The 25021-nt window shown below is 60.1% G+C and carries 22 protein-coding genes and 1 pseudogene; 6 read left to right on the top strand and 17 right to left on the bottom strand.

From position 1 onward, the window contains the following. Window positions 1-27: 27 nt before the first annotated feature. The 17 genes from GSQ77_RS09410 to GSQ77_RS09330 form a co-directional block, all read right to left on the bottom strand. On the bottom strand, window positions 28-732 hold the full coding sequence (locus tag GSQ77_RS09410) for an ABC transporter ATP-binding protein (protein WP_158901359.1): 705 nt from the start codon (window positions 730-732) through the stop codon (window positions 28-30). Then, window positions 729-1487 carry an ABC transporter ATP-binding protein gene (locus GSQ77_RS09405; RefSeq protein WP_158901357.1) on the bottom strand — a complete coding sequence of 253 codons (759 nt, stop codon included), beginning with the start codon at window positions 1485-1487 and terminating at the stop codon, window positions 729-731. The genes GSQ77_RS09410 and GSQ77_RS09405 overlap by 4 nt, the downstream gene beginning before the upstream one ends. Next, entirely contained in the window at window positions 1484-2377 is an 894-nt protein-coding gene (locus GSQ77_RS09400) for a branched-chain amino acid ABC transporter permease (RefSeq protein ID WP_158901355.1), read from the bottom strand. The genes GSQ77_RS09405 and GSQ77_RS09400 overlap by 4 nt, the downstream gene beginning before the upstream one ends. After that, on the bottom strand, window positions 2377-3249 hold the full coding sequence (locus tag GSQ77_RS09395; RefSeq protein WP_158901353.1) for a branched-chain amino acid ABC transporter permease: 873 nt from the start codon (window positions 3247-3249) through the stop codon (window positions 2377-2379). The genes GSQ77_RS09400 and GSQ77_RS09395 overlap by 1 nt, the downstream gene beginning before the upstream one ends. 10 nt (window positions 3250-3259) lie before the next feature. After that, the gene (locus GSQ77_RS09390) at window positions 3260-4477 is read right to left on the bottom strand and encodes an ABC transporter substrate-binding protein (protein WP_158901351.1); all 1218 of its coding nucleotides are present in this window, start codon (window positions 4475-4477) and stop codon (window positions 3260-3262) included. A 284-nt stretch (window positions 4478-4761) separates the two neighbouring features. Then, on the bottom strand, window positions 4762-5775 hold the full coding sequence (locus tag GSQ77_RS09385) for a hypothetical protein (protein WP_158901349.1): 1014 nt from the start codon (window positions 5773-5775) through the stop codon (window positions 4762-4764). Window positions 5776-5996: 221 nt separating this feature from the next. Continuing rightward, entirely contained in the window at window positions 5997-7058 is a 1062-nt protein-coding gene (locus tag GSQ77_RS09380) for an XdhC family protein (RefSeq protein ID WP_158901347.1), read from the bottom strand. A 31-nt stretch (window positions 7059-7089) separates the two neighbouring features. Beyond that, window positions 7090-8553 (bottom strand): NAD-dependent succinate-semialdehyde dehydrogenase, encoded by a 1464-nt coding sequence (locus tag GSQ77_RS09375; protein ID WP_158901344.1) that lies wholly within the window; start codon window positions 8551-8553, stop codon window positions 7090-7092. Between the two features lie 65 nt (window positions 8554-8618). Further along, window positions 8619-9203 (bottom strand): UbiX family flavin prenyltransferase, encoded by a 585-nt coding sequence (locus tag GSQ77_RS09370; RefSeq protein ID WP_158901342.1) that lies wholly within the window; start codon window positions 9201-9203, stop codon window positions 8619-8621. Beyond that, window positions 9196-10860 carry a UbiD family decarboxylase gene (locus tag GSQ77_RS09365; RefSeq protein ID WP_158901340.1) on the bottom strand — a complete coding sequence of 555 codons (1665 nt, stop codon included), beginning with the start codon at window positions 10858-10860 and terminating at the stop codon, window positions 9196-9198. The genes GSQ77_RS09370 and GSQ77_RS09365 overlap by 8 nt, the downstream gene beginning before the upstream one ends. Before the next feature lie 108 nt (window positions 10861-10968). Then, on the bottom strand, window positions 10969-11703 hold the full coding sequence (locus tag GSQ77_RS09360) for an enoyl-CoA hydratase/isomerase family protein (protein WP_158901338.1): 735 nt from the start codon (window positions 11701-11703) through the stop codon (window positions 10969-10971). Between the two features lie 76 nt (window positions 11704-11779). Then, complete coding sequence (locus tag GSQ77_RS09355) at window positions 11780-14158, bottom strand: xanthine dehydrogenase family protein molybdopterin-binding subunit (protein WP_158901336.1); 2379 nt, start codon at window positions 14156-14158, stop codon at window positions 11780-11782. A gap of 4 nt (window positions 14159-14162) precedes the next feature. Beyond that, a complete protein-coding gene (locus GSQ77_RS09350) occupies window positions 14163-14681 on the bottom strand; it encodes a (2Fe-2S)-binding protein (protein ID WP_158901333.1) in 519 nt (172 codons plus the stop codon). Window positions 14682-14692: 11 nt separating this feature from the next. Continuing rightward, window positions 14693-15598, bottom strand: a complete 906-nt coding sequence (locus tag GSQ77_RS09345; protein WP_158901331.1) for a xanthine dehydrogenase family protein subunit M — start codon at window positions 15596-15598, stop codon at window positions 14693-14695. A 48-nt stretch (window positions 15599-15646) separates the two neighbouring features. Beyond that, window positions 15647-16324 (bottom strand): SRPBCC family protein, encoded by a 678-nt coding sequence (locus GSQ77_RS09340; RefSeq protein ID WP_158901329.1) that lies wholly within the window; start codon window positions 16322-16324, stop codon window positions 15647-15649. A gap of 111 nt (window positions 16325-16435) precedes the next feature. Next, entirely contained in the window at window positions 16436-17230 is a 795-nt protein-coding gene (locus GSQ77_RS09335; RefSeq protein ID WP_158901327.1) for an alpha/beta fold hydrolase, read from the bottom strand. 91 nt (window positions 17231-17321) lie between these two features. Further along, window positions 17322-17738, bottom strand: a complete 417-nt coding sequence (locus tag GSQ77_RS09330) for a carboxymuconolactone decarboxylase family protein (protein ID WP_158901325.1) — start codon at window positions 17736-17738, stop codon at window positions 17322-17324. A gap of 144 nt (window positions 17739-17882) precedes the next feature. On the opposite strand from GSQ77_RS09330, the gene GSQ77_RS09325 reads away from it, so the two are divergent. The 6 genes and pseudogenes from GSQ77_RS09325 (at window position 17883) to GSQ77_RS09300 (ending at window position 24956) form a co-directional block, all read left to right on the top strand. Continuing rightward, window positions 17883-18563, top strand: coding sequence for a GntR family transcriptional regulator (locus GSQ77_RS09325; protein WP_158901323.1), 681 nt, complete (start codon window positions 17883-17885; stop codon window positions 18561-18563). Between the two features lie 346 nt (window positions 18564-18909). Next, window positions 18910-20250, top strand: a complete 1341-nt coding sequence (locus tag GSQ77_RS09320; RefSeq protein WP_158901321.1) for an MFS transporter — start codon at window positions 18910-18912, stop codon at window positions 20248-20250. 71 nt (window positions 20251-20321) lie between these two features. Further along, on the top strand, window positions 20322-21674 hold the full coding sequence (locus GSQ77_RS09315) for a uracil-xanthine permease family protein (protein ID WP_158902895.1): 1353 nt from the start codon (window positions 20322-20324) through the stop codon (window positions 21672-21674). A 207-nt stretch (window positions 21675-21881) separates the two neighbouring features. Next, window positions 21882-22925, top strand: a complete 1044-nt coding sequence (locus tag GSQ77_RS09310) for a porin (RefSeq protein WP_158901319.1) — start codon at window positions 21882-21884, stop codon at window positions 22923-22925. A gap of 351 nt (window positions 22926-23276) precedes the next feature. Beyond that, window positions 23277-23955: pseudogene (locus GSQ77_RS09305) on the top strand (type 1 glutamine amidotransferase domain-containing protein). A 332-nt stretch (window positions 23956-24287) separates the two neighbouring features. After that, on the top strand, window positions 24288-24956 hold the full coding sequence (locus tag GSQ77_RS09300; protein ID WP_254067534.1) for a potassium channel family protein: 669 nt from the start codon (window positions 24288-24290) through the stop codon (window positions 24954-24956). The last annotated feature ends 65 nt before the right edge of the window (window positions 24957-25021 follow it).

Genomic DNA, 25021 nt, shown 5'->3' with positions numbered 1-25021 from the left:
CCACGATTGTTGTGCAGGCACGGCATGTCAGTGCCGTCCGATAAACAGATCGGCCGCGGCCGGATCCGTGAGCAGCGATGCAGCATCGCCCTGCATCGCGATCGTGCCCTGGTCGATGATGTAGCCGCGCTGGCTCACGGCGAGCGACTGGCGTGCACGCTGCTCGACCATCAGCACGGCGGTGCCGGCGGCAGGCAGACGCGCCACATAGCTAAAAATCTCGTCGACCAGTGCGGGCGAAAGTGCGGCGGTGGGCTCGTCGAGCAGCATCATGCGGGGCGTACGCATCAGTGCACGCGCGAACGCCAGTTGTTGGCGCTCGCCGCCCGACAATGAACCGGCCCTGCGCCGACGGTGGGCCGCCAGCGCCGGAAACATCTCGTACATGGCTTCGGCCCGGCGCCGCGCGTCGCGAACGCCCTGCACCACCAGCAGGTTGTCGTGCACGCTCAGGCTGGCAAATACATTCGCCACCTGCGGCACATAGCCGATGCCCGCTTTCAAGCGTGTTTCCACGCGTTCGCGCGTGATGTCATGCGCCTCGAATCGCACCGAGCCGGCAACGCGCGGCAGCAGCCCCATCGCGGCCTTGATGATGGTCGACTTGCCGGCCCCGTTGGTGCCGGCGATCGTGACGATCTCACCGGGCGCCACATGAAGATCGATGCCTTTCAAGATATCAATCTCACCATAGCCGCCCGTCAGACCGGCAATTTCAAAGATCGGCGTCATGCAGCGCCTCCCATGTAGGCCGCGCGCACACTCGCTTGCGCGAGCACTTCGTCGGGCCGCCCGTGTCCGATCAGGCGCCCCCGATCCAATACGTACAGATCGTCGACCAGCCGGTTCAGCGCCTCCAGGTTATGTTCGATGATCAGGAAACCGATGCCTTGAGCATTGAGTTCGCGAATGCGCTGCGAAAGTTCTTCGATCAGCACCGGATTGACCCCCGCGTACGGTTCGTCCAGCAGGATGAACTTCGGCTCCGACATTAAAATCCGGCCCAGTTCGAGCAGCTTCTTCTGACCGCCGGAGAGCCCGCCCGCCAGCGCGTCGGCAACGCGCTCCAACTTCAGGAACGCGAGCGTCGCATCGACGCGCGCGGCGATCTCCCGTTCGGCCGCGCGCACCGCAGCGGGCGCGCAGAACAATTGGCGCAGGCTTTCGCCGGGCTGCCGTCGCGCGCCCACCTTCAGGTTGTCGCGTACCGACAGATGCTTGAATTCCCGCGGTATCTGGAAGGTACGGCCAAAACCGGTTCGGGCACGCTCGTCCGGTGACAGATGTTCAAGCGCCGTGCCACCGAACGCGATACGCCCGGCATTCTGGCGAATGAAACCGCTCAGGACTGCGAAAAACGTACTCTTGCCCGCGCCGTTCGGTCCGATCATGCCGTGCAAGCCAGCCAGGCTCATTTCCACCGATACATCGTCAAGCACCGTGAAATCGCCGTAGCGCAGCGTAAGACCGCTGGTGGAAAGCGTCATCTCAAGCCCTCCCGCCGCCGTCCGAACAACCCCTCGGGCCGCCAGCGCATGAACAGAATCAGCACCAGCCCCACTGCGCCGATCTGCACACTGGCCATCGCGTCGTCGCTCACCCATGGCAAAACACCGCGCAAGAAGCGCGATCCTTCGAGAAAAATGACCAGCAGCGCGGCACCCGCCACCGAACCCGACAGGCGCGCGACGCCGCCCATGATGACCGCCATCCAGACGTAGAACGTAATCAGCGGCACGAACTGGTCCGGCACGATGTAGGTCATGTAGTGCGCGAAGAATGCACCGGCCAGTCCGGTGATCGCACCACCGATCACCAGCACCTGCGTCTTGAAACGCGCAGGATTCTTGCCCAGCGCCTTGACGGCCACTTCGTCGTCGCGGATCGCCTGTATCAACCGTCCATACGGACTGTGTGTCAGGTGACGCAAAAACACCACCATGGCAACGTTGGCAACACATAGCATGACCAGTAAGAACAGCTCGCTATGCGCGGTGCTCCACGTGGGCCACAACCTGGGCACGCCGGGGATGCCCTGCACGCCGTTGGTCAGCCATTGCTCCTGCACCAGCACCAGCCGGATGATTTCAGAAAAACCCAAGGTCACGATCGCAAGGTAGTCGTCGCGCAAACGCAAGGCGATCTTGCCCAGCGGCCAGGCGATCGCGCCGCACACGACCATGGCCCCGGCAAACGAGAGCGGTGCCGGCCAGCCGGCCCGCATCGTGAGTAGCACGGAGGTATAGGCGCCGGCACCGAAAAATCCGGCCACGCCGAAATTGATCATGCCGGTAAAACCGTATTGCAAATCCAATGCCAAGGACAACAACACGTAGATCAGCGTTACCACGGCCAGGGTCAGCGCGTAATCGAGCATCAGCGCACTCCCTGTACACGGTTGAACAGACCCTGCGGGCGGATCAGCAACACCAACAGCATCACCACGTAGGCCAGCGCGATCTTGTAGACGAAGCCCACCAGCGGCGTGGACAATTCCTGCAGCACACCGAGCAAGATCGCTCCGACCACGGCGCCCAGCGGATTGCCGAGTCCGCCGACCACGGCCGCGGCGAACGCGGGCAGCAGCGTGTCCCAACCCGCGTCGGGCGATACGACGGTACGCATGCCGACCATCATCCCCGCGATGCCGCATACGGCGCCCGTGAGCGCCCACATCGTCACCATCGATCGCTCGACGCCGATACCCGAGACTCTGGCCAGATCAGCGTCGTCGGACAGGGCGCGCATCTTGCGCCCCATCGAGGTGCCGTACAGCAGCGTGAACACGATCGCCAACACGGCAAGCGTCACGAGTACCAGTTGCCCATCGGTGGGATTGAGCATCACGCCATGCCAGCGCGCCGCCCGCGTGATGGGCATATCGAAGGTGCGAGGTTGGTGGCCGAACGTGACGCCCAACACCGCCCGGATCACGAAGCCCACACCGATCGAAGTCAGCAACGACGTAATGACCGAGCGCCGCAGGATGGCGCGAAACGCCAGGAAGTACGAGGCCAGGCCGACCGCCGCACCGATCGCCGCGGCCCCGGCGCCGGCAGCCAGCAGAGAGCCGCTCGCTGTGTACGCGAACAGGCCGGCATAGCCGCCCACGCTGACAACATCGCCAGTGGCGGCGTTCGGGAAGCGGGCAAGCCCGTACACCAACGATACCGCCAGCGCGGGCAGCGCGACCAACATCCCGGAAACGAGCCCGTTCAGCGCCAGGTTGACTACATCGGCAAAGGTCATGTGTCCCGGCCTACAGCTTCACGATGTACTTGCGCACGAACTGCCCGCTTTGCGCAAACGACGCCGAGAAGTCCGGTGTCACGTCGTTGTATTGATCGAAGTTCAGGCGACTCGAAGCCCCGACGTACGTCACCTTTTTCCCAGCCGCCAGGAGTTTCTTGCCGTCCGCGTAACGATAAGCCTCGGTGCCCCCCGGATTGCCCAGCTCATGGATTTTCGCGGCCAGTACTGCGCTCGTTGCGTTCGGGCCGACCGCCTGCACCGCGAGCGCGAGCAGGATCACTTCGTCATACGCCATGGTCGCATAGACGTTGTCCTGTGCGCGCATGCCGGTCTGCTGCAAGAAGCGTGCGATGAAACTTTCGTAGGAAGGTGCGCCCTCGTCGCTGATCGACTCGACCGAAATCATGCCCTCGGCAACTTGCGCGCCCACCGCCTTGAGCAGATCGGGACCGGCCGCCCAGCCCGGCACGATCCATTTCACCGGCTGCCCGGTCTCGTACCAGGCACGCAGCAGCAACTCGGTGTCGGTCAAATACGAACCCGTCACAATTACGTCGGGATTGGCGCGCAACACCTGCTGCACTTCGGAGCGGTAAGTAGGACGATTCGGTTCGTACACGACGCTGGCGACAATCTTGCCGCCCTGCGCCTCCCATGCCTTGCGAAAACCTTCGGTATTGCCAATGCCCGACGCATTGTTGAACGCCATCAAGGCCGGGCGTTTGAAACCCTCCCGCTTCGCGACCTGCGCGAACGCACGACCGAAGCGGTCGTTGGTCGCCTGTAGCCGGAAGCTCAACAGCTTCGCGTTGACCGGCGGCCCGCTCAGCGCGGGAGCGCCCGATGTATTCATGAGGATGATGTCGGCATCGTTGGTCAACGGGATCACCGCGAGCGACTCGCCCGAGCTCCATACGCCCAGCATTGCTCGAATCTGGTTCACGCCGATCAGCTTCTTCGCGCCAAGCACCGCGGCCTGCGGGCTGGTCTGCGAATCCTCCGCATACACTTCCAGCTTCACACCGCCCGCGCCGCCGGCATCGTTGACTTCAGCGGCACCGATCTGGATCGCCTTCAGCATGCCGGTGCCGTATGGCGAACCGGCACCGGTGATCGGGTTCAATGAACCGATCCGGAAAACCCCTTGCTGCGCCCAACTTGACCGGGCCCACGGCGCGAGCGCAAGCGCTGCACTACTCAGTGTCACGAACTTTCTACGGTCCATTGCTACTCCTTTAAGTTGTGCGGCGCGGCCCGGATATCGGGACCGATCAGAAACCTAGGACTGTTAAATTGGATCCAATATAATGTATTCGCAAAGACTAATGTGGCCACTTTCTCATGTCAATTGGAAAAAAACCCTAGGACGCGAACGGCAGCGCGGCGGCTCGATGCGCCTTATGTGCCTTATGTGTCTTACTTATCGGCGTTGATCTGGCTCTTCAGTTGCGTCCGGCCACGGCAATCAACTCGGAGGGAGTCAGCACCTTGACGATACGGTGACATGGCTTAACCCGTCGATCTCGGGCCGGCCCCGACCACGCGCCCGTTGGAATCGTATAAAAAAACGTAGTAGAAGTAGACGAGCGTTCCGCTTGCGATGACCTCGATGCTCCGCCCTTCTGGCGGGCGCCATCCCACGTAGGTCACGGCCCCAGGCGGGCCCGATACGAACTCGATTTTCGGCAAGGCGGTATTCGCGAAGCCTAGTGTGGCTGTAGTGCCTACGGGCCACGAACTGGGCGTATCGATGTCGGGGCTGTGTATCACCACACCGGGCGCGCCGGTATCGAACGCCATTAATGCACAAACAGGCTGCGCGTCGCCACTTTTTGTCAGACACCCTTGTACGCGGCCGAAGGCATCGGAGGTGAGCGGCGTAATGTCGGCAAGCGTCACAGGTGACGCATACAAGGTCAGTCGCCCTGGCTCAACGTCGCCCGGACGCGGCAACTCGACTGTCCAGTTGCTGTACCCAAGGGCGCGCAGGGGATTTTCCAGGCGCGCGCCATTGCCGTGCGGTGCGCCTATGCCCAGGATCGCCATATAGCCCGCACGTGGCGCACCATTGCCGCCGATTCGGTAATCGGCCGGGTCGAGGCGTGAAGCGGGGCATTGTGGATGCCTGGGCAAGCAACCGACCTCCTTGACTAACTGGAACGCGATATGGCTCGTTCGACCGACGGTAACGTCATCCTGGATGTCGGCCCCGTTGAGCGAGACGCCGCTGCCGTAGCCGTAGCGGCTTTCAGTAGGTGGGTTGGTCGATGCAGGATTACTCATCGCGCCAGGGTCGGCTGCCGCGAGAACGCGCAGGCCCACTGAGCCGGTGTCTATCATGGCCTCGATGGTGGGACCGTGCGCGATGGAAATTGGCGTGGAGTAGCGGATCTGGCCGTCCGGCATGGCCTGTTGGTGGATCGGCAGCGTGATCGATTGAGCCAGCACGGCAGCGGGGATGGCGAGCAGCACGATGGCAGCAAGCTGCGAGATCCCGGCGGGTACGATCGATAGTTTTATCAACGACTGCCTCTTGGAATATTAGGTTGTCTATGAAACTGTGCTTTTCGATTTTCGCATGGTCTTATGTATTTATGAGATAAACGGAAACCCGTAAGCGACGCGCTCGCACAATGACCATTGTCACCCGCGCGCATCCCTTGCGCTCGCGGAGCTGATGTCGCGCTACAGTGAGGAAATCTCCCCTCCGAGAAGAGGGGGACCCGCGGCAAACTCCCAGAACCTCAGGCTGCCGTCTTTTCCACCCACGGGCTGGAAGAATACAGGCCGCAATCCGATGCATTGCTATCCGCTTCAATTTCAAGCGCCGCTTTGGCATCCCGGACTTGCAATAGCGCAGGCAAGCTGACGCCGTTCTTCGCTGCGGTGACCTCGGCGAGGATCGACACCGCAATCTCCGCAGGGGTGCGACTGCCGATATAAATACCGACCGGCCCATGCAAACGCGCGAGTTGCGCGTCGCTCAAATCGAATTCCTTGAGTCGTTCGCGCCGCACTTCATTATTGCGGCGGGAACCCAGCGCCCCGACGTAAAAAGCCGGCGTCTTTAGTGCTTCCATCAACGCCAGGTCGTCGAGCTTGGGATCATGAGTCAGCGCTATCACAGCAGAACGCTCGTCAAGCTTCATGTCGAGCACGGTGTCGTCTGGCATCGTACGCACGATCTGCATGCCGGGTGCGTCCCAGGCTTCCGTATATTCTTCACGCGGATCGCAGATGGTCACCTGGTAACCCAGGCCCACCGCTATGTGACACAAATAACGCGACAACTGTCCAGCCCCGATCACGAGCAGCCGAAACTGCGGGCCATGAATCGTCACCAGCCGCTCATCGTCAAAATCGACGCCGCTGGTCCCTGAGGCGGGATAGAGGGCGACGGCGCCACTCTTCATATCGAGTTCGCGCGCGACCAACATGCCGGCCTGCGCAGCTGCCCACAGTTGTTCGATACGGCTTGCTTGCGTTAAGGGTTCGAGCACCAGTTGGATCGTGCCCCCGCACGGCAGACCAAAGCGGTGCGCCTCTTCCGCGGTAATCCCGTACTTGACGCAACTGGGGCGAGTTTGCTCAATACCAAGCCGGCGCACTCGATCGATCAAGTCGTCTTCAATGCAGCCCCCCGACACCGAGCCCACCACAATGCCATCATCGCGTATCGCGAGCATGGCACCTTCGGGGCGTGGTGACGAACCCCACGTTTTGACCACGGTGACCAGCAACACGCGATGCCCAAGTTCAAGCCAGCGCACGCTGGACTTGAGAACTTCGAGATCTTCGCTTTCCATCATTTCCTCAGCGCGACGTGGGGCTCCACCGTCAGATCGACCCGACGCAAAGATATTTGATCACGAGATAGTCGTCCATGCCGAAGTGGGACCCTTCTCGCCCCAACCCCGACTGCTTGACGCCACCGAACGGCGCGACCTCATTGGACAAGAGGCCGGTATTGATGCCGACCATGCCATATTCGAGTGCCTCCGCGATACGCCATACCCGCCCGATGTCGCGGCTATAGAAATAGGATGCGAGCCCGGACTCTGTCGCATTAGCCAAGCGAACCACTTCAGCGTCATCCGAAAATTTAAAAATGGCTGCAACCGGACCGAACGTCTCTTCGCTGGCAATGCGCATGGCGGCTGTCGCGCCCTTAAGCACCGTGGGTTCGAAGAAGCCGTGGCCAAGCGCATGGCGATTACCCCCGGTCAAGATACGCGCACCTTGCTCTACTGCATCCTGGATATGGGCCTCGACCTTCGCCACGGCAGCTTCGTTGATCAGCGGTCCGACCTCGACGCCAGCGTCAGTACCGCGGCCCACCTTCAATTGGGCGACAGCGTGAGCCAACTTCTCCGAGAACGTGTCGTAGACGCGTTCATGGACGTAGAACCGGTTGGTACATACACAGGTTTGACCACTGTTTCTGTATTTCGACGCGATGGCGCCGGCAACTGCCGCGTCCACGTCGGCATCGTCGAAGACGATGAACGGGGCATTGCCGCCCAATTCGAGTGACACCTTCTTGACGGTCGGTGCGCATTGCGCCATCAGTAGCCGGCCGACCGGTGTCGAGCCCGTAAACGAAAACTTTCGGACCGTGGGGTTGCCGGTCATCTCCATTCCAATGGCTTTGGGCTCACCGGTCACGACATTGAACACGCCCGGCGGCACGCCCGCGCGCTCGGCCAACACAGCCAGCGCCAGTGCGGAAAACGGCGTCGCCTCGGCTGGCTTGACGACGATGGGACAGCCGGCCGCCAGCGCAGGTCCGACCTTGCGCGTAATCATGGCAACCGGGAAATTCCACGGCGTGATGGCGGCGCAAACGCCGATGGGTTCTTTCAAAACGAACATACGCTTGTCCGACGCGGGGGACGCCAGCGTATCGCCCTTGACGCGCTTGGCTTCCTCGGCGAACCACTCGAGAAACGAAGCCGCGTAGACGATTTCACCTTTTGCTTCGGCGAGCGGGCGGCCTTGCTCGGCGCTGATGATACGGGCCAGGTCATCGGTATTTTCCAGCATCAACTCGTACCAGCGACGCAGAATAGCCGCGCGTTGGTGGCCGGTTTTCGCGCGCCATGCCGGCCACGCGGCCTCGGCTGCCTCGATGGCCAGTCGGGTTTCTTGTTGGCCCATGAGCGGCACCGATCCCAATACTTCGCCTGATGCCGGGTCGGTCACCGTAAAGGCGGCCCCATTCTGCGCGCCGACCCATTGCCCGTCGATAAATGCGTCGTGACGAAGCAGTACTGCGTCTCTTAACGTTGATATGAATTGCATCGGTGGATCCCTGATAGTTGCGGCGCACGCTCGGGGTGCGCTTCGCCTACATTGCCGTTAGCGCGCTACGCCTGCGTGTCTTGCTTCCATCGCCGCACCACCCCGGCATCGATATCGAACAAATCGAGTAGCCGGCCCACCGTATGGTTGATGATGTCGTCCAGCGACTGCGGCCGCGCGTAGAACGCCGGCACGATCGGTGCAATCACGGCGCCCATGTCGGACAACTGCACCAAGGTGCGCAGGTGCCCGCCATGAAGCGGCGTTTCCCTGACACCGAGCACTACGCGCCGCCGCTCCTTGAGCGCCACATCCGCCGCGCGGCTGACCAGCGAGCTGGTCACACCGGTGGCAAGCTCGCTCATGGTGCGGATCGAACACGGCACGATCAGCATGCCCATGGTGCGAAACGACCCCGACGAAATGGCCGCGCCGATGTCAGCCGCGGCATACGAAACCGATGCCAGCTCGCGAATGTCCTTGGGTTTGAAGTCAGTCTCGTGAGCCATCGTCAGTTCGGCGGCCTTGCTGATCACAAGATGAGTTTCTATGCCCGCCTTTGCCAGCAGTTCCAGCGCACGGATGCCGTAGATCACGCCCGAGGCACCCGTGATCCCGACCACCAGACGCCGTGGTGCGGTTTCAGTCATTGTCACTCCCTTCAATTCCCCGCACCGGAGAGTTCGGCTCTACGGCCGTGCGGCGGCGCGCCTGGTACGAAGCGTCACGCTGCATCCACTCGCCCTTGGTCGCCTGCTCGGCATTGCGATCCCACTCTTCCGTCCAGTCGCCCAGCGAATACCCGTACCACGGCATCTCTGGCTTCAAGGCAGGTAGGCCGAGCCGTTCCCACAACACTTTCGCGTTTTCCATGAATTCCTTCTTGGGCAACGCCAGCGGCGGCATCGGCGCCTTCATCGTCGCGTCGACCAGCATGGCCGAATCAAGTCCCGACGCATGGTCAGAACGTGGTCCGTGGCCCTGCTCCCGATAGGGGATGATTTTCACGTCCTCAACCGGATTACAGCGATAACCCATCGCCCAGAAAATCGCATCCGCGTTATCGGGATCGATGTCATCGTCTATGGCGATAACGAACTTGCCGATCGCGGCTTGCAGCGACATCGTGCCGTAAAGCGCACGCCAGACTTCGCTGCGCGGCGTGCCACGCTCGAATTGCAAGAACACAAAACGGCGCAAGTTGGTCAGGGGCTCGTGCAACGCGACTTTCTTGATGCCCCGGATGCCAAGCTGGTCACGCAAATGGCTGAGGAACATCGGCTCATAAGCGAGCCGCTTGACGACACTCGATTCCGAGGGCGTCACCTGTGAAATGATCGAGGTCAGAACCGCGTCGCGGCGCCGCGTGATGGCCGTCACCTCGATGACCAAGTTGTAGTCTTCGAGTGCCACATAACCGTGGCTTTCGCCAAAGGGGCCTTCCGGTTCGAGGTACGTCGGGTCGACATAACCTTCGACCACGATTTCCGCCTCGGCTGGCACCAGCAGGTCGACGGTGCGGCCTTTGACGACGCGAATGGCCTGGCCGGCCAGGCCGCCCGCCACGCCCAGTTCGTCTACGCCGGGACGCAGCTTTTGCGGTCCCTGGAACGCCACAACGGGCGGTGCACCAAGGACGATCGCGACCGGCATCCGGGTGCCCGACTTCGCGAATTTACGCCAATGGTCGAGGCCGCCCGCACGCAAGTTGACCAGCATCATCATGCCAAGCCGGGTCGCGGATTTGAGGTGACCGCGATACGTGCCCATATTTTGCACGCCCGTCTCGGGATCGCGCGAAATCACGCCCGTCATGGTCATATAAGGCGCTGCGTCGAAGCCCGGCGTGGAAATCGGCAGTGGCAGCGACTCGAGACCGTTGCCGGGCCCTTCGAGATCCTTGCCCTCGATCACGATGTCGTGCACCGGACCGGTTTCCACGATTTGTGGCGGGATTGGGTTGGCGATCGCGTGGGTCCAAGCGGCGCCGATATCGCTGACCTTAGGCACGTTCATGCCGATGCGGTAGATCTCCGGGTTCGCCGCAATGCCGCCGACCATCACTGGAATGTCGTAGCGACGGCCTTTGCTGTCGACCACATTGGTGAACAGGAAAGCCTTACGCTCGGCTTCCGGGATGCCACCACGGAATTGCCAACGCACCAGCGGGTGCATCTCGGTGTCTTTGTTGACAGGCTCATCGATCCGGTACAACAAGCCAGCGGCATCGAGCCGGGCAATATGTTCATGTAGATCGGCATAGTCAGACTTCGCGCCCGGCGCGTCTGTTACTTTTCGTTCAGTCATTGCTAGCGATTCCTTAAAGCGCCACCGACTCGGCGGCCTGGATTACGTTATCGGTGTTTAGCCAAGCACATCGCATGGGTAGCGATGCTGCGCGAGTTTTACCGAGTTTTATTTATCGCGACGCATGGACGTCATCGCCACTGCCAAGCTCAAACCTGCGACTTCGCTGGCGAGCGAAAAATCGGGGATGACGATTTCCCGGAAATACGTCTTCAGCGCCGCGATTGCCACACGATCGCGCGACCCGATCGAAGCCACCATCGCATCGGCGCGACTGCGCAAGCTGTCGGCGCCCACCACTTCCGCGACGAAACCCCAATCCTTCGCCGTTTCCGCGTCTATGGTATCCGTCAGGTAAACCATGTGAGCTGCAGCCTTGGGCGGCACCTTGTAACGCAGCACCGACAACACGAGCGTCGGCGGCAGATTCTTCTGCAACTCGGGCAAACTGAAACGCACGCTGTCCGCTGCGATCGCCAAGTCGCAGGCGGCCACCAACGCACAGCCAAAACCGATGGCATCGCCCTGGACTTCGGCCAGCACAGGAATCTGGCTTTCGTGCATGGCGCGATAGACGTCGAGGATAGGCTCGGTGACGATGCCACGATACTCCGCCGCCGTGGGCGCTTTTGCGGGGGGTGCGCTTACCGCACGACCGCCACAGAAACTAGCGCCCTCGGCATTCAAGCGAATGATCTTCAGGTTATCGTCGCGGCCCGCTTGGCGAATTTCGGCGGCCAGCGCGCGCATCGCCTCAAGCGACAAGGTGTTGCCCAGTTGCGGCTGCGACAGCGTGATGCGTCGTTCGAAGCCATGTGTCGTTGCGGTGAATTCAGTCGTCATGGTTGTAGTACCAATAGAGAGGAGAAAAGAATCTGGGCCGCGCCGATCGAGGTCGGCGCAAGCATCGACGCGAAAATCAGCCCGGCGCTCGATCGAAGGCGCCGGCTTCCTTGAGTTTCTGGAACACCCGCTGTGGCACGAGCGGCGATTCCGTGAATTCGACGCCGTATTCGGACAAGGCATCTTCGATAGCGGCCACGATAGCCGCCGCCGCCGGTATCGTGCCGCCCTCGCCGGCGCCCTTGACGCCGAGCGGGTTCAGCGGCGACGGCGTCTCGAGGTGGACGATGTCGATGTTGGGCACGTCGGTCGCCATCGGCAGCAAATACTCGCCGAAGTTGGTCGTGGTCGGTTGGGCGTTTTCGTCGTATTGCATCCACTCGAGCGTGGCATTGCCAATGCCGTGCGCGACCGCCCCGATCACCTGGCCATCGACGATCATGGGGTTGATCAACTTGCCGGAATCGTGTGCCATCACGTAATTCAGGATCGAGATATGCCCCGTCTCGCGATCGACTTCGAGTTCGACCACCGCAGTGCCATTGCAATAGGTGGACTGCGTCGGTGCGAAATACTGGGTTTCTTCCAGACCCGCGGTGAAGCCCGCCGGCAACGAGAAGCCCGGCATGCCCTGGGATATTTTCGCCAGTTCGCCGTAGGTCATGCATTTGCCCGGCACGGTGCTTTGCGCGGCAGTGCCGTTGGTCAGCGTGATCTCAGCTTCGTCGCACTTGAACATGAACGCCGCCAGCGTAATGAGCTTTGCCCGCACCAGTTGCGCCGCAAGGTAGATCGAGCTGCCCGCATTGACCGTTGCACGACTGGCAAATGTACCTACCCCCATCGAAATGCCTGAGGTGTCGCCGGTGATCACGTCGATGCTTTCCATCGGCACGCCCATCTGCTCGGCGCAGATTTGCGCGAATGTCGTCTTGTGGCCTTGGCCCTGGGGCGAGGCACCGGTCAACACCGCGATGCGGCCACTGCTTTGCACCCGTACCGTCGCACCTTCAAATGGACCCATGCCGGTACCTTCGACATAACTGCCCATGCCGATCCCAATGAAGCGTCCCTGCTTGCGGGCCTCGGCCTTGCGGGCAGCAAAGCCTTCATAATCGGCGCGCTCAAGTGCCGCCTGCTGGCAGGCGGGATAGTCGCCGCTGTCGTATTTGAGCGGCTTGCCATCACGATAGATAAAGCCGACGTCGTAAGGCATCTGCGCGCTTTGAATCAGATTGCGACGGCGCAGTTCCGCGCGGTCCATGCCGATCTCTCGGGCAGCCTTGTCGAGAATTCGTTCCATCGCGAACACGGCTTGCGGCCGACCCGCGCCGCGTACCGGCGACGTCGCGCATTTGTTGGTGAACACCACATCAAGGTCGGCGCTCATCGCCGGGATCACATAAGGGCCAGGTGTCGTCGTGATCGAGATATAAGGCGTAATTACGCCCCACGGCAAAAACGCACCGTTGTCGTGAATCATGTTCAGTCGCATGCCGCGAATCTTGCCGTCGCTATCGAGAGCGAGGCCAACCGTCCACCATTGATCGCGTTCCTGGGTGACCGACAGAAAATGCTCTCTACGGTCTTCGATCCACTTGACGGGACGCTTCAGTGCCACCGCCGCCAAGGCCACCAACGCCTCTTCCGGATAAAACGGCAGTTTGGGACCGAAGCCACCGCCTACATCGTTCATGATGACGCGCAAGCGTTCCGGATCCCATTCCAGCAGTTCAACCAGGTTTTTCTTCTCGTGATGCGGCGCCTGCCCGGACGACCACACCGTGAGCTGCTCCGTGGCCTGATGAAACTCGGCCACGTAACCGCGCGTCTCCATCGGGTGCGCGGAACCCCGGTTCTGCCAGTAGGTCGCCTCTACCACATGAGGCGCATCGCGGAAGGCCGCATCCACATCGCCGAAGCCGATGTTGATATGTGCCGCGATATTGTCCTTGGCATCGCTGTGGCAAAGGGGCGAGCCGGCGAGCAGACCGGCGCGACAGTCGGCGACGGCCGGCAACGGCTCGTACTCGACTTCGATCAAGGCGCATGCGTCTTCGGCAATGTAACGGCTATCAGCCACAACGAAGGCTACGCCCTCGCCGGCGAAGGTCACTTCTTTCGAAGAAAGTATCTCCTGCGCACGGTCCAGCCGAATCGCAGGATTAGGCAGCATCGACGGCGCGCGCCCCTGGGCGCGCTTGGGCAGGTCGGCATGCACGTACACCGCATGCACACCCTTGAGCGCCTTCGCGGCAGTACAGTCGATTGAGAGGATCATGGCGTGCGCATGAGGGCTGCGCAAAACGGCACCGTGCAGCATATCGACCAAATGCAGGTCGTCGACGTAGGAGCCCTGGCCCTTCAGCAGCTTGTCGTCCTCGCTGCGGATCACGCGCTTGCCGATGTAGGTCGTATCCGTGGTGGCAACGCCTTTGAGATCGGAAATATCCATTGAGTTACTCCGCCGAGTGAGATTGCGTTTCGGGAACGCCCGACCCTGCATGGCGAAGACGCTTCGCCGCCAGGAGCGCTGCCGCGACGATCGGCTGGTAGCCGGTACAACGACAGAGATTGCCGGTGATCGCCTCGCGGATTTCCGCTTCGCTCGGATCGTTGGTTTCGTTGAGCAGTTCGGTCAACGTCATCAGCATGCCCGGCGTGCAAAAGCCGCACTGCAACGCATGACACTCCCTGAACGCGTTTTGCAGTTCGTTAAGCGTGCCGTCCGCGGCGGCCAACCCTTCCACCGTGGTCAACGTATGACCATCGACCTGCACGGCGAGCGTGAGGCAAGCGCGTGCGGTACGGCCGTCGAGCAGCACGGTACATGCGCCGCATACGCCATGCTCGCAGCCATAGTGAGTGCCGGTCAGATTCAGATCGTGGCGCAGAAAATCGCCAAGCATGCGACGTGGTTCGACTTGCCGCTCATAGGCGACGCCGTTCACCACGGTTTTGACTTTTATGCTGTCCATTTCCCTACCCCCTATGACTGCCGATTTGATTGCCCGTGCGACTGCTGACCCACACGTGAAAATGCAGTTCGCAGCGCTCTCTCGGTCAGCGTGCCAGCAAGATGCTGTCGATAGTCGGAACTGATATGCGCATCCGACATCACCTCAAGCTGGCGCGCCGCGTCGCTGGCCACGCGAATTGCCGCCTCATCCATCGGGCGGCCCAGCAATGCCGCCTCGGTTTCCAGCAGTCGCACGGGACCCGGGCCGACGCCACACACGGCCAACGCTACCCGGTCAAGCCGCCCCTGCGCATCGGCCGTGCAAAGCGCGGCCACACCGACGATGGCGTAGTCGCCATGACGCCGCGCGAATTCCTCGAACGCGTACCCGTGCCCCTGCGGCCAGATCTCGAGCGAAACGCCCGCCAGCAATTCGCCCTCTTCCAGCGCTGGCGTCATATACATTTGTGCCCAATCGCTCATCGGCAACTCGCGCAATTGCAAGCGCCCGCCTTCCTGCTTCGCGATCGATAACACGCCGTCGAGCGCAGCGGTAAAGCATGGCTGCTCCGACGAAGGATCGAGCTGGCACAGGGCGCCCCCATAGGTGCCGCGATTGCGGATCTGCTTGTGGCTCACCAGGCTGTAGGCCTCGCGTATCAGCGGCGCGTGCTGCGCAATGAGGGGGGAGAGTTCGATATCGCGTTGACGCGTCATGCTGCCGATATGCAGCCGCCCGTCCTTCTCTTCGACGCCGATCAATGCCGCAACGCCATTCAAATCGATCAGATGGCTCGTCATCAGATACCGGAAATTCATCATCGGCATCAGCGATTGGCCGCCCGCCAACAACTTGGCGTCCTCTAACGTGGCCAGCAACCCAACGGCTTCGTCGAGCGACTGCGGCGCGTGATATTCAAATTCAGTTGGTTTCATTCATGCTCCCATTGGGCCGCGATGCGACCGCGACATCGCCCGACGCCATCAGCGCGACTGCCGGGCGCCGAATAACCGTGCGAAGAAATTTCGGATCGATTGCCACAATGCCTGGCGCACCAGCGAGCCGGCATCGAGCGGGGCTACGGGGGCGGACACACGGCGGGTTTGAACCGGCGGTGCAGGTTGCGCACCGGCCGCGGCAGTGTCCCCACCGGTACCTATCGGTTGTGACGACAGACTCGCATCGACTTCGGCGGGCGCCGACGAGGCTTCGATTTGCGCTGTCAGATTCTTGGAGAACTGGTTAAGCAATTGTTGGGACAAGGCCTCGATCATGCTGGATCCACGACCGTATTGCGCGACCGTGCCCGACAAGTTCACGTCCGACACAACATCGACGCGCGTCTTGCCTTCCTGATCGTGGACACTGACCTGAATATTAGCGTCAGCGCCGCCGCGCCCTTTCGTATCGGTGCCGCTGGCCGTAACCACCGCCGTGCGGGTTGCGTCGTCTTGCTCGGCGATCTTGAATTTGCCGGCAAACTTGAATGTCAGCGGCCCCAATTTGACGGAGAACGCGCCTTTATAACTGCCGTCTTCTTGCTTTTCTTTGAGCTCAGCGCCCGGGAAGCACGGCGCGGAGAATTCGATATCGATCAGCGAACGCCATGCATCCGCCGGTTTCGCGTCGACGTTGAATGAGGAGCGAATAGTGATTGCCATATTGTCTCCTTGGGATGGTGGTACGGCTTGCCTATGCCATCCTGATGTTGGGTTGTGCGCGCCGGCTATTTCGCCGGTTCTTTCGCAGGCTCGGCGCGCACGAAAAGCCGTTCAGCGCGCGACGCTTGCAAGAAACTCGTCGAAGATCGGTGTGAAAAGATCACGCATTTCGAAAGCCCCGAAGTGTGTCGCACCTGGAATCGACACGAATTTTGCGGCGGCCAGGGCGTCGGCAATTTGCTGCGATACCGCAACAGGAATACTGGCGTCGGCGTCGCCCGCCACTACCAGCGCCGGCACCGTGACATTGACAAGCTGCGCCAGATTGTCCAATTGGGAAATAGCGGCCCAACTCGCGCTCCAGCTATACCAATCATCGGCCAGCAACCGGACACGACAGCGCTCGACCAAATCCGGGCGAGCGCTTTCCGGGTGAAACCAGCGCGAGATAGTGTCGGCCACCACTTCCGACATCGAACCTGCGCGGTGCAGATCGCCGCGTGCCAGGATGCGCGGGCGTACCGCTTCGGGAAATGCGCCTGCGGTCGCACACAAGATGAGCGAGGCAACCCGCTCAGGTGCCTTGATAGCCACGCACTGGGCCACCATGCCGCCCATCGAGACGCCTATCAAGTGGGCAGCAGCGACACCTTCTTGCTGTAGCACGGCAATCACGTCGTCCGCATGTTCGGACAAGGTAATCGGCGCGGTGATCGGACTGGAATCACCATGACCGCGAAAATCGATGGCTATGACATCGTAGGACGATTGCCAGTCGCGCACATAATCGCTCCACCAGGTCCGATCAACGCCAATCGGATGGAGCAACACGAGAACGGGACCGCTACCCTGCCTGGAATAAGCAATGCGGCCCGCAGGGACTTCAGTGAACATGGGAGAGGGCATGATGTTCGTAGTACAAATGCTGGCGACAAAAAGATGTCACGGGGAAGGGGCAATCCATCGTCGATTAGCTGACTCGACGACGCCGCTTTTATTAGCCTGCCGAAGCTTCTTTACCGTGTTTCGCGTTCAACGCGCTAACCACCGACTTGGCGCGGCGCAAGCCTTCTGCCGCCACCGGGATGCCGGCGTAAACGCCAGCCTGCAGCAAAACTTCCGAGATCTGCTCTTCGGTCACGCCATTATTGATGGCGCCACGCGTATGCACTTCAAACTCATTCCAGCGGCCCATGGAAGCCAGCATCGCGAGATTGAGCATGCTGCGAACTTCCCGCGTCAGGCCCGGCCGATTCCAGACGTTGCCCCAACAAAAATCCTCGGTAAATTCGAGAAATACCGTCTCGAACAGATGAGGCGTGTCGCCGCCTGCCCGAGTATGAGAGGCGCCCAGCACTTCCTCACGAATCTTTGCACCAATGACCCTGCGGGCCGACGGATTGACTTCTTGCATGGAGAACCTCGCGAATGCGGTGGAAAGAGAAGTTGTACGATTGTATAATAGGTGGCAGTATGATCGGACTGCGTGACTTTGTCAATACGATTGTATGATCGAATACAAAAAAACAGATCCAATCAATTCCACGACTAGGCAGGCATGAATACAAATCGACAAGTTCTTCGTCCCGTTTCCACCTTGCGCCAGCAGGTAATCGAAGGTTTGCGCCTTTGCATTACGGATCTCACCTTTCGCCCCGGCGATCGGTTGATTGAACGGGAACTGTGCGAAATGCTCGGCGTCAGCCGCACGTTGATCCGCGAGGCACTCAGTCAGCTAGTGGCGGAAGGCCTGATTCAGAATATTCCCCACAAGGGTCCGATTGTGGCGGTCATTACCCAAACCGAGGCCAAGGGTCTTTATGAGGTACGTGCCGCACTAGAAGCGCTGGCAGGAAGTCACTTTACTCTGCGCGCTACGCTCGAACAGAGGGAGGCTTTGACCAGCGCACTCGAAGATCTGCGCAAGCTCAAAAGTAACCAGTCCGATGAGGCGACGCTGCTCTTTTTGAAGCAAAAAGCGAAGTTTTACGACGTCATTCTTGAAGGTGCGGCCAATCCGGTGCTCACCGACATGCTGCGGCTGGTGCATACCCGCGTGATGATGCTGCGCGCCACCACGCTGTCCCAACCAGGTCGACTCGAACAAAGCTACGAAGAGATCGCCGAGATTGTCGAAGCGGTAAAACGCAACGACCCGGATGCCGCGGCACTTGCTTGCGAACGACACGTGCAGCAAGCCGAGAAATTGGCGGTTGAAGTTCTCGCTGACATTCCCTGACAGCGTAAGCGGCATCGTGCGTTATTAGCGGTAGTTGCAGGATGGCGCGGCTTTCCGGATGCGCCGTCAGTTGCCGCCGTCAGTTGAATTTGATACGTAATCGCCCATTGAGTTCGCCACGGCTGCTCCAGCAGTAAGGAGCTGGCCTCCTCAGGGCTCGATTCTCTTGCCCTCCTCCCTGTTCTGGCAATCGGCCGTCATTTCCGTTCCATTCCCCATTCCACGCCCTTCTCCCCCCTCCGCCGGAATTGTGATAATACGTATTGCAATATCATTGTATTACTTCATATAATCGCCGACATGATACGAGGTCAAAAAGTGTCAGCGCGCGCGAGGAACCCACTCGATGACGGATCCTCCCGCGAATAAAATTAGTGGCAAGGAGGCAGGCATAGTGAGCGAAGCGCGTGAAATTCGAACGCCAGTGCTGGGAGAGAGGATTCCGGGCATCGGGCTTTCCAAGTATCAGTGGCTGACACTGATTTCGGCCTTTCTGGGCTGGATGTTCGATTCGATGGACCTCAACGTATTTACGCTCGTTTTGGTCCCTAGCGTCGGCACGCTTTTGCACACCAGCAATGCCGCGGAAATCAGCAAGATCGGCAGCATCATCATTTCGGGCAAATTGCTCACGTGGGGCATCGGCGGCGTGCTGTTCGGGGTTGCGGCCGATCGACTTGGACGCTCGCGCGTAATGGCGTGGACCATCCTCATTTACGCCGCCTTCACGCTATTGAGTGCGTTCGCGCGATCGTGGCCGGAACTCGCGGTCGCCCAAGCGCTCGCGGGTTTCGGTATCGGTGGTGAATGGGCTGCTGGCGCCGCTCTGGTGGCCGAGACCTGGCCCGAACGGCATCGCGCTCGCGCCATGCAGATCATGCAAATGGCGTTCGCGTTCGGTTTTCTTGCCGCCGCACTCGACAATCTGCTGCTCGGGCCATTCGGCTGGCGCTGGGTATTGGGAATGGGTGCGGTCCCGGCGCTCGCCACCATCCTGATCCGGCGTTTCGTGCCTGAACCCGAACGTTGGGTCAAAGTCAGAAATGCAGTCGACGCAGAATCGGCGCTCGGCACCTTCCTCGGCATCTTCAAATCGGATCTGCGGCGCAAAACCATCGTGGGCGTGATCGTTGCCTCAGCCGCCATGCTCGGTTGCTGGGGAGGCCTGACCTTCCTACCCAGTTGGATACATGAATTCGTAGCCGCTTCGGGTGGCCAGGACGCCGGCGCTACTGTCAGCTATGCCTTTATCTTGATGATGATCGGCGCCACGCTCGGCTACTTGACGCTGATTTGGATGCTCGACGCCTTGGGCCGTCGACTGTCGTATTTCATTTTTTCGGTCGGCTCATTCGTCGCATCGATGGTGTTGTTCCTCGCGATCAAGCGGCTCGATTACATCCTTTGGTTCATGCCCGTCTACGGTTACTTCGTGATCGGCGCCTTCGGTACCTTCGCCGCTTACCTTCCCGAATTGTTTCCGACGCGTGTGCGCGCGACGGGTCAAGGTTTCTGCTGGAACATGGCTCGCGCCCTGACGAGCATTGGCCCGTTGGCAGGCACCGTCGTAGTCGCTCGGTTCGGCTCTTTCCCCACCGCTTCGGCGGCGATTTCGCTGCTGTTTATCGTTGGGATGATAGCCATCTGGTTCGGGCCTGAAACCAAAGGCCTGCCGCTGGGGGATTGAAAATAGACGCCACGCGATGACCGGTCGCGGTTCTTTTAATCAGCTTTGACCATAGTGGAACCACTTTGAGCGTGAATACAAGCCAGTCTCACCCCGCAGGCGCGAGCAAAACCGCGCGCGTGGCGCCCGAGCGTATTTTCGACGTCGGCATCAACGAAAAACTCCCCGGCTCACAACTCATCCTGCTTGCGCTGCAGAACGTGTTCGGCATGACCGGCATGTTTGTATTCCCCGGCATTCTCGGCCGAGCATTCAACCTACCGCCCGAACAGATCGCCTACGTCTACGGCATGACCTTCATCGTGTGCGGAATCATTACTGTGCTGCAATCGGTATGGCTGTTGCGCTTGCCGATCGCACAAGGTCCGTACGCCGGCAGTTTCGGAGCCTTGTTGGCTGTCGGCCATCTCCAGAGCGGCGGACTCGGCACGGCCTACGGTTCATTCTTCGTCGCCTCGCTGATTTGGTGCGTACTCACCGTGCCGATTCGCGGACGTAGCTTCGTCGGCATCTTTGCCCGCTACATCCGGGTGCCCATCATCTCCGGCATGATTGTGATGCTGATCATGATCCAGATCGCCAGCGTGGCATTGCCGACCTGGATAGGCACGCGCGCCAGTGCCGGCTTTCCGGGCGTCAATCTGTTGTCAGGCGCAGTCGCCGTGGCGGCTATTATCGGCGCGATGTTGTGGGGTGGCCGGCGACTACGCCGTGGCGCGATCTTGATTGGTCTGGCTCTGGGGACGCTGTGCTACACGCTATTCGTCCCGATTTCCTTCGCGGCGGTCGCAAGCGCGCCGATTCTTGTCGTGCCTCACCTATTCCCGTTTGGCTTCGGTGTTCGTGCGGACCTGGTGATTGTATTTCTGCTGGTACTGATTCCGGCAGGCATGGGATCGATGGCGCTATATCAAACAGTGGCGGAATGGGGCAGCGAATCGCTCACGTCCGGTCGGATGTCGGAAGGGTTATTCGGAGTCGCCCTCGGCTCCGTGGTCGCCGCTGTATGCGGCGGGTTCAGCACGATAGCCTATCCCGACAATATCGGCATACTGCGCGCCACGCGGGTCGGCTCACGCTATGTGACACTGACCGCAGGCTTGTTCCTGATCATCCTCGGCGGCTGCGTCAAGTTCGACATGCTGCTGGTAGTGGTTCCGTTACCGGTGATCTCGGCAGCCGCTACTCTTTTGTTCGGCATCGTTTTCATGCATGGCGTCCACATTCTGGCGCAGGTCGAGTGGGACGACAGGCAGCTTATCTGCACCGGCCTGGCGTTTCTCGTCGGACTCGGGGGCTTATTCATTGCACCCGATGTGCTGCACACCATGCCTTTGATGCTGCAGTTGGTGCTTCAGCAGCCAGTGATCTCTGGAGGGGTCACCCTGGTTGTCCTGCATGCGTTGCTCTGCGCTAAAAAATAGCCCAGTGGCGTCGGCGGCCGCGACGAACCAAAATGTGCAACGGCGTTAGACAGGTACCGGGAACGCCGTATGAAGTTCGAACGGCCGCTCCAGTCCCAACCGGAATCCCAACCGTAACGCAGGCGTAGCGCTTTCAAATTGACACATTAATTTTGCATTCCTAATTACAAAATCCTAAATAAAACATTACAACGATCGGAGACAATAATGAAGACGAGACTACGAAAAGTCCTGCAAGCGATCATCATGGGCACAGCCCTTGTAAGCGGCGCGGCGCTGGCTCAATCCAGCGTGCAAATGTACGGCCAGATCGATGCATGGGGAGGCGAGAAAAAGGCGCTGGGAGGCCCGACCGCCGTCTTGGTCGGCAACGGCGGCATGACGGCTTCGTACTGGGGAATACGCGGCACTGAAGATCTGGGCGGCGGCAATAGCGTGATTTTCGACTTGGAGAGTTATTTCAATATTCAGAACGGCACCTATGGCCGCTTCGCGGGCGACGGCTTCTTCTCGCGCAACGCGTGGGTTGGGGTACGGGGTTCCTGGGGTGCGCTGACGCTCGGACAGATTCCTCCCCCCTTGTGGTTCTCGACGATTTATTTCAATCCATTTTTCAATTCCTTCATCTTCTCGCCGATCGTGATCCAAACTTATGTCGCGGTAAACGGTCAGGGGGTTTCGGGTAACGGTGGCGAATGGTCCAACAGCGTACTTTATACCGCGCCGATAGTGAATGGCCTGACTGGCAAAGCCATGTATGTGCTCGGTGGCGATACGGGCCATCTGGGGCAGAATAAATGGAGTGGTCAGTTGGCCTACAACCAGGGGCCACTCTCAGCATCGGCCGTCTGGCAGCAGATCAAGTTCAACATCAATCCGGGGGACCTCAGCACGGTCCTTCCCGGCATGACGACGCAATCGGTGGCGTCAACGGGCCTCTCCTATGACTTTGGCGTGTTCAAGATCTTCGGTCAATATCAACACGTCTGGGATTCCATCCTGACCGGTGATGTCGGGATCAATACGGGCCAACTGGGTACGTCGATTCCAGTGGGCTTCGGCAAAATACTCGCCTCGGATGCGTACTCGAAGAGCACCGGCGAAAGCGGCGTATCGCGTAACACTTGGTCGGTCGGTTATGACTATCCGCTGTCAAAAAGCACGGATATTTACGCGGCCGTACTGGGCGATCGTGCCAGCAATTTATCGTCGGGCCATACCATCGGTGGTGGCATCCGCACGGATTTCTAATCTCGCTGTGTCGTAAATCGATGTGCCGTAAATTATCCGCCTTGGTAAGAATGCGCAGCGTCGTGATGGGATGGAGTCTGGCACATGGCGCTGCGCCACATAGATGAAAAGATAACCGGACCGAACACAGTCAGTCCTCGCATGTGAGAACTTTAGCTGCTACAGTTGTTTTGACTGCGGTGGCAACAACGTCCTTCTCATCATGACCGGCAGTCCCGGCCTCTATGCCTACGCACGTTATTTCCTCAGCGAGGCGAGGACCCAAAAAACCCAGTTGAACGACGACACCCACTTTGAGCGTTACCCCCGGGCGATACCGCGTTTAGGCATTCGCCTCACCGGAGACCGACGATGAAAATCTTGATGGTTTTGACTTCGCACAACAAGCTTGGAGATACCGGAAAGCCAACCGGCTTCTGGCTCGAAGAGTTCACTGCCCCCTACTACGCGTTCAAGGATGCAGGGGCCGAGGTTACCTTGGCATCACCCAAGGGTGGCCAGCCGCCGATCGATCCCAAGAGCGACGAGCCAGGCAACCAGACCGAGACGATGGAACGCTTCAAGAAAGACCCGGCAACGCAGAAGGTCTTGGCCAATACCGTCAAGCTCGCCGAAGTCAAGGCGCAAGACTACGATACGGTTTTCTATCCCGGCGGCCACGGCCCTTTGTGGGATCTGGTCAATGACAAAAACTCGATCGATCTGATCGAGAGTTTCTACAACGCCGGCAAGCCGGTTGCCGCCGTCTGTCATGCCCCTGGCGTTCTGCAAAAAGTGACCTATCAGGGACAGCCCATCGTCAAGGGTAAGCGTGTCACCGGCTTTGCCAATTCCGAGGAGGAAGCCGTAGGCCTGACCAAGGTCGTGCCCTTTTCTCGTTGAGGACGATCTCAAGCGCCTGGGCGCCCACTACGAAAAAGGCGCCGATTGGGGTGTATTCACCCTAGTCGACGGCCTTCTAATCACCGGCCAAAACCCGGCCTCGTCGGGTCCGGCTGCCAAAGAGCTGCTTAAGCTTCTGAAAGCCTAGTGCATCAGGCGCGGGCCATAGAGCCCGCGCCGGCACCATGTCGGTGTTCTCGCACGAGTCGTGCTTCGAGGTCAGGCTCCCAGGGCTCCTACAAAATGACCCGGTCGTTGCTCGATAACAGCGGTCGGCTAAAGGACTCGTAGGAACATGACAAGCCCAGGGTTGAGCGGTATACACTTGGGAGACAAATAAGCGACAGGATCTGTGAGGTCGCGTTCTTCGTGCGCCGCACTTGGACCTCCGGGGCGATACTCGGACAGGGGCAACAAACGGGCCGATAAACCAGACGGGGAGCGGCGATGGCACACCTACGACGCTGGCATGATCGCACGGTGCAGCAGCGCATCGGCAGCATGGCTGTCCTGCTATTCCTACTCCTGATTAACATCTTTGTCGTACCTTTTATGGTTGCTCCAGACGGCATCTCGGCGCAAATTGTGCGAGACGTGCTTCTGTCACTGATCCTGCTTAGCGGTGCGGCGACGGCATGGGAGCACCGCCCGCAATTCGTGGCGATCGCGCTGATCGCCAGCTTGGCGATCGTGGCGCACTGGACACGATCGTTTATCGCGCCGGAAAAGACACTCGGGCTGCTTGACGGCACAACGATCTTTTCCCTCGGAATTCTTTGTGCGGTCCTCGGGACCAAGGTGTTCGGCGGCGGTGCGGTGACATTCGACCGGATCTTGGGAGCGATCGCACTTTACATATTGATTGGGGTCGTCTGGGCGGAGGCCTATCAACTAGTCAGCATCCACGTACCTGGCGCTTATGCCGGAATCGCGCATGATGGCGGCCCGTCGGATCGCTCAATTTGGGTCTACTTCAGCTTTGTCACACTTACCACCCTGGGCTATGGGGACATCACCCCCGTCGCCCAATCGGCGAGGTCGCTGGCAATTATGGAGGCGCTGATCGGCCAGCTTTATCCGGCGATCGTGCTTGCGCGATTGATATCACTGCAAGTCACGAGTGGTGGGTCGGGTACGAAGCAGACGTGACGCAGCGAGTCTTCACGGCGCTCATGCGTCGCGCTCCACCGCTGCCCCCTTTCAGTCGCCGGTCA

Origin of the sequence: Burkholderia sp. L27(2015) (genome assembly GCF_009765705.1) — a bacterium.
Taxonomy (GTDB): Bacteria; Pseudomonadota; Gammaproteobacteria; order Burkholderiales; family Burkholderiaceae; genus LMUX01.
This window is presented reverse-complemented; position numbering and strand designations above follow the sequence as displayed.

Excerpts from the sequence above, each read along its gene's own strand:
- GSQ77_RS09310 (WP_158901319.1), top strand. The coding sequence starts at position 21,882 with ATGAAGACGAGACTACGAAAAGTCCTGCAAGCGATCATCATGGGCACA.
- GSQ77_RS09390 (WP_158901351.1), bottom strand. The coding sequence starts at position 4,477 with ATGGACCGTAGAAAGTTCGTGACACTGAGTAGTGCAGCGCTTGCGCTC.
- GSQ77_RS09380 (WP_158901347.1), bottom strand. The coding sequence starts at position 7,058 with ATGGAAAGCGAAGATCTCGAAGTTCTCAAGTCCAGCGTGCGCTGGCTT.
- GSQ77_RS09335 (WP_158901327.1), bottom strand. The coding sequence starts at position 17,230 with ATGCCCTCTCCCATGTTCACTGAAGTCCCTGCGGGCCGCATTGCTTAT.
- GSQ77_RS09375 (WP_158901344.1), bottom strand. The coding sequence starts at position 8,553 with ATGCAATTCATATCAACGTTAAGAGACGCAGTACTGCTTCGTCACGAC.
- GSQ77_RS09405 (WP_158901357.1), bottom strand. The coding sequence starts at position 1,487 with ATGACGCTTTCCACCAGCGGTCTTACGCTGCGCTACGGCGATTTCACG.
- GSQ77_RS09365 (WP_158901340.1), bottom strand. The coding sequence starts at position 10,860 with ATGACTGAACGAAAAGTAACAGACGCGCCGGGCGCGAAGTCTGACTAT.
- GSQ77_RS09370 (WP_158901342.1), bottom strand. The coding sequence starts at position 9,203 with ATGACTGAAACCGCACCACGGCGTCTGGTGGTCGGGATCACGGGTGCC.
- GSQ77_RS09345 (WP_158901331.1), bottom strand. The coding sequence starts at position 15,598 with ATGAAACCAACTGAATTTGAATATCACGCGCCGCAGTCGCTCGACGAA.
- GSQ77_RS09350 (WP_158901333.1), bottom strand. The coding sequence starts at position 14,681 with ATGGACAGCATAAAAGTCAAAACCGTGGTGAACGGCGTCGCCTATGAG.
- GSQ77_RS09325 (WP_158901323.1), top strand. The coding sequence starts at position 17,883 with ATGAATACAAATCGACAAGTTCTTCGTCCCGTTTCCACCTTGCGCCAG.
- GSQ77_RS09400 (WP_158901355.1), bottom strand. The coding sequence starts at position 2,377 with ATGCTCGATTACGCGCTGACCCTGGCCGTGGTAACGCTGATCTACGTG.
- GSQ77_RS09395 (WP_158901353.1), bottom strand. The coding sequence starts at position 3,249 with ATGACCTTTGCCGATGTAGTCAACCTGGCGCTGAACGGGCTCGTTTCC.
- GSQ77_RS09355 (WP_158901336.1), bottom strand. The coding sequence starts at position 14,158 with ATGGATATTTCCGATCTCAAAGGCGTTGCCACCACGGATACGACCTAC.
- GSQ77_RS09330 (WP_158901325.1), bottom strand. The coding sequence starts at position 17,738 with ATGCAAGAAGTCAATCCGTCGGCCCGCAGGGTCATTGGTGCAAAGATT.
- GSQ77_RS09340 (WP_158901329.1), bottom strand. The coding sequence starts at position 16,324 with ATGGCAATCACTATTCGCTCCTCATTCAACGTCGACGCGAAACCGGCG.
- GSQ77_RS09320 (WP_158901321.1), top strand. The coding sequence starts at position 18,910 with ATGACGGATCCTCCCGCGAATAAAATTAGTGGCAAGGAGGCAGGCATA.
- GSQ77_RS09410 (WP_158901359.1), bottom strand. The coding sequence starts at position 732 with ATGACGCCGATCTTTGAAATTGCCGGTCTGACGGGCGGCTATGGTGAG.
- GSQ77_RS09360 (WP_158901338.1), bottom strand. The coding sequence starts at position 11,703 with ATGACGACTGAATTCACCGCAACGACACATGGCTTCGAACGACGCATC.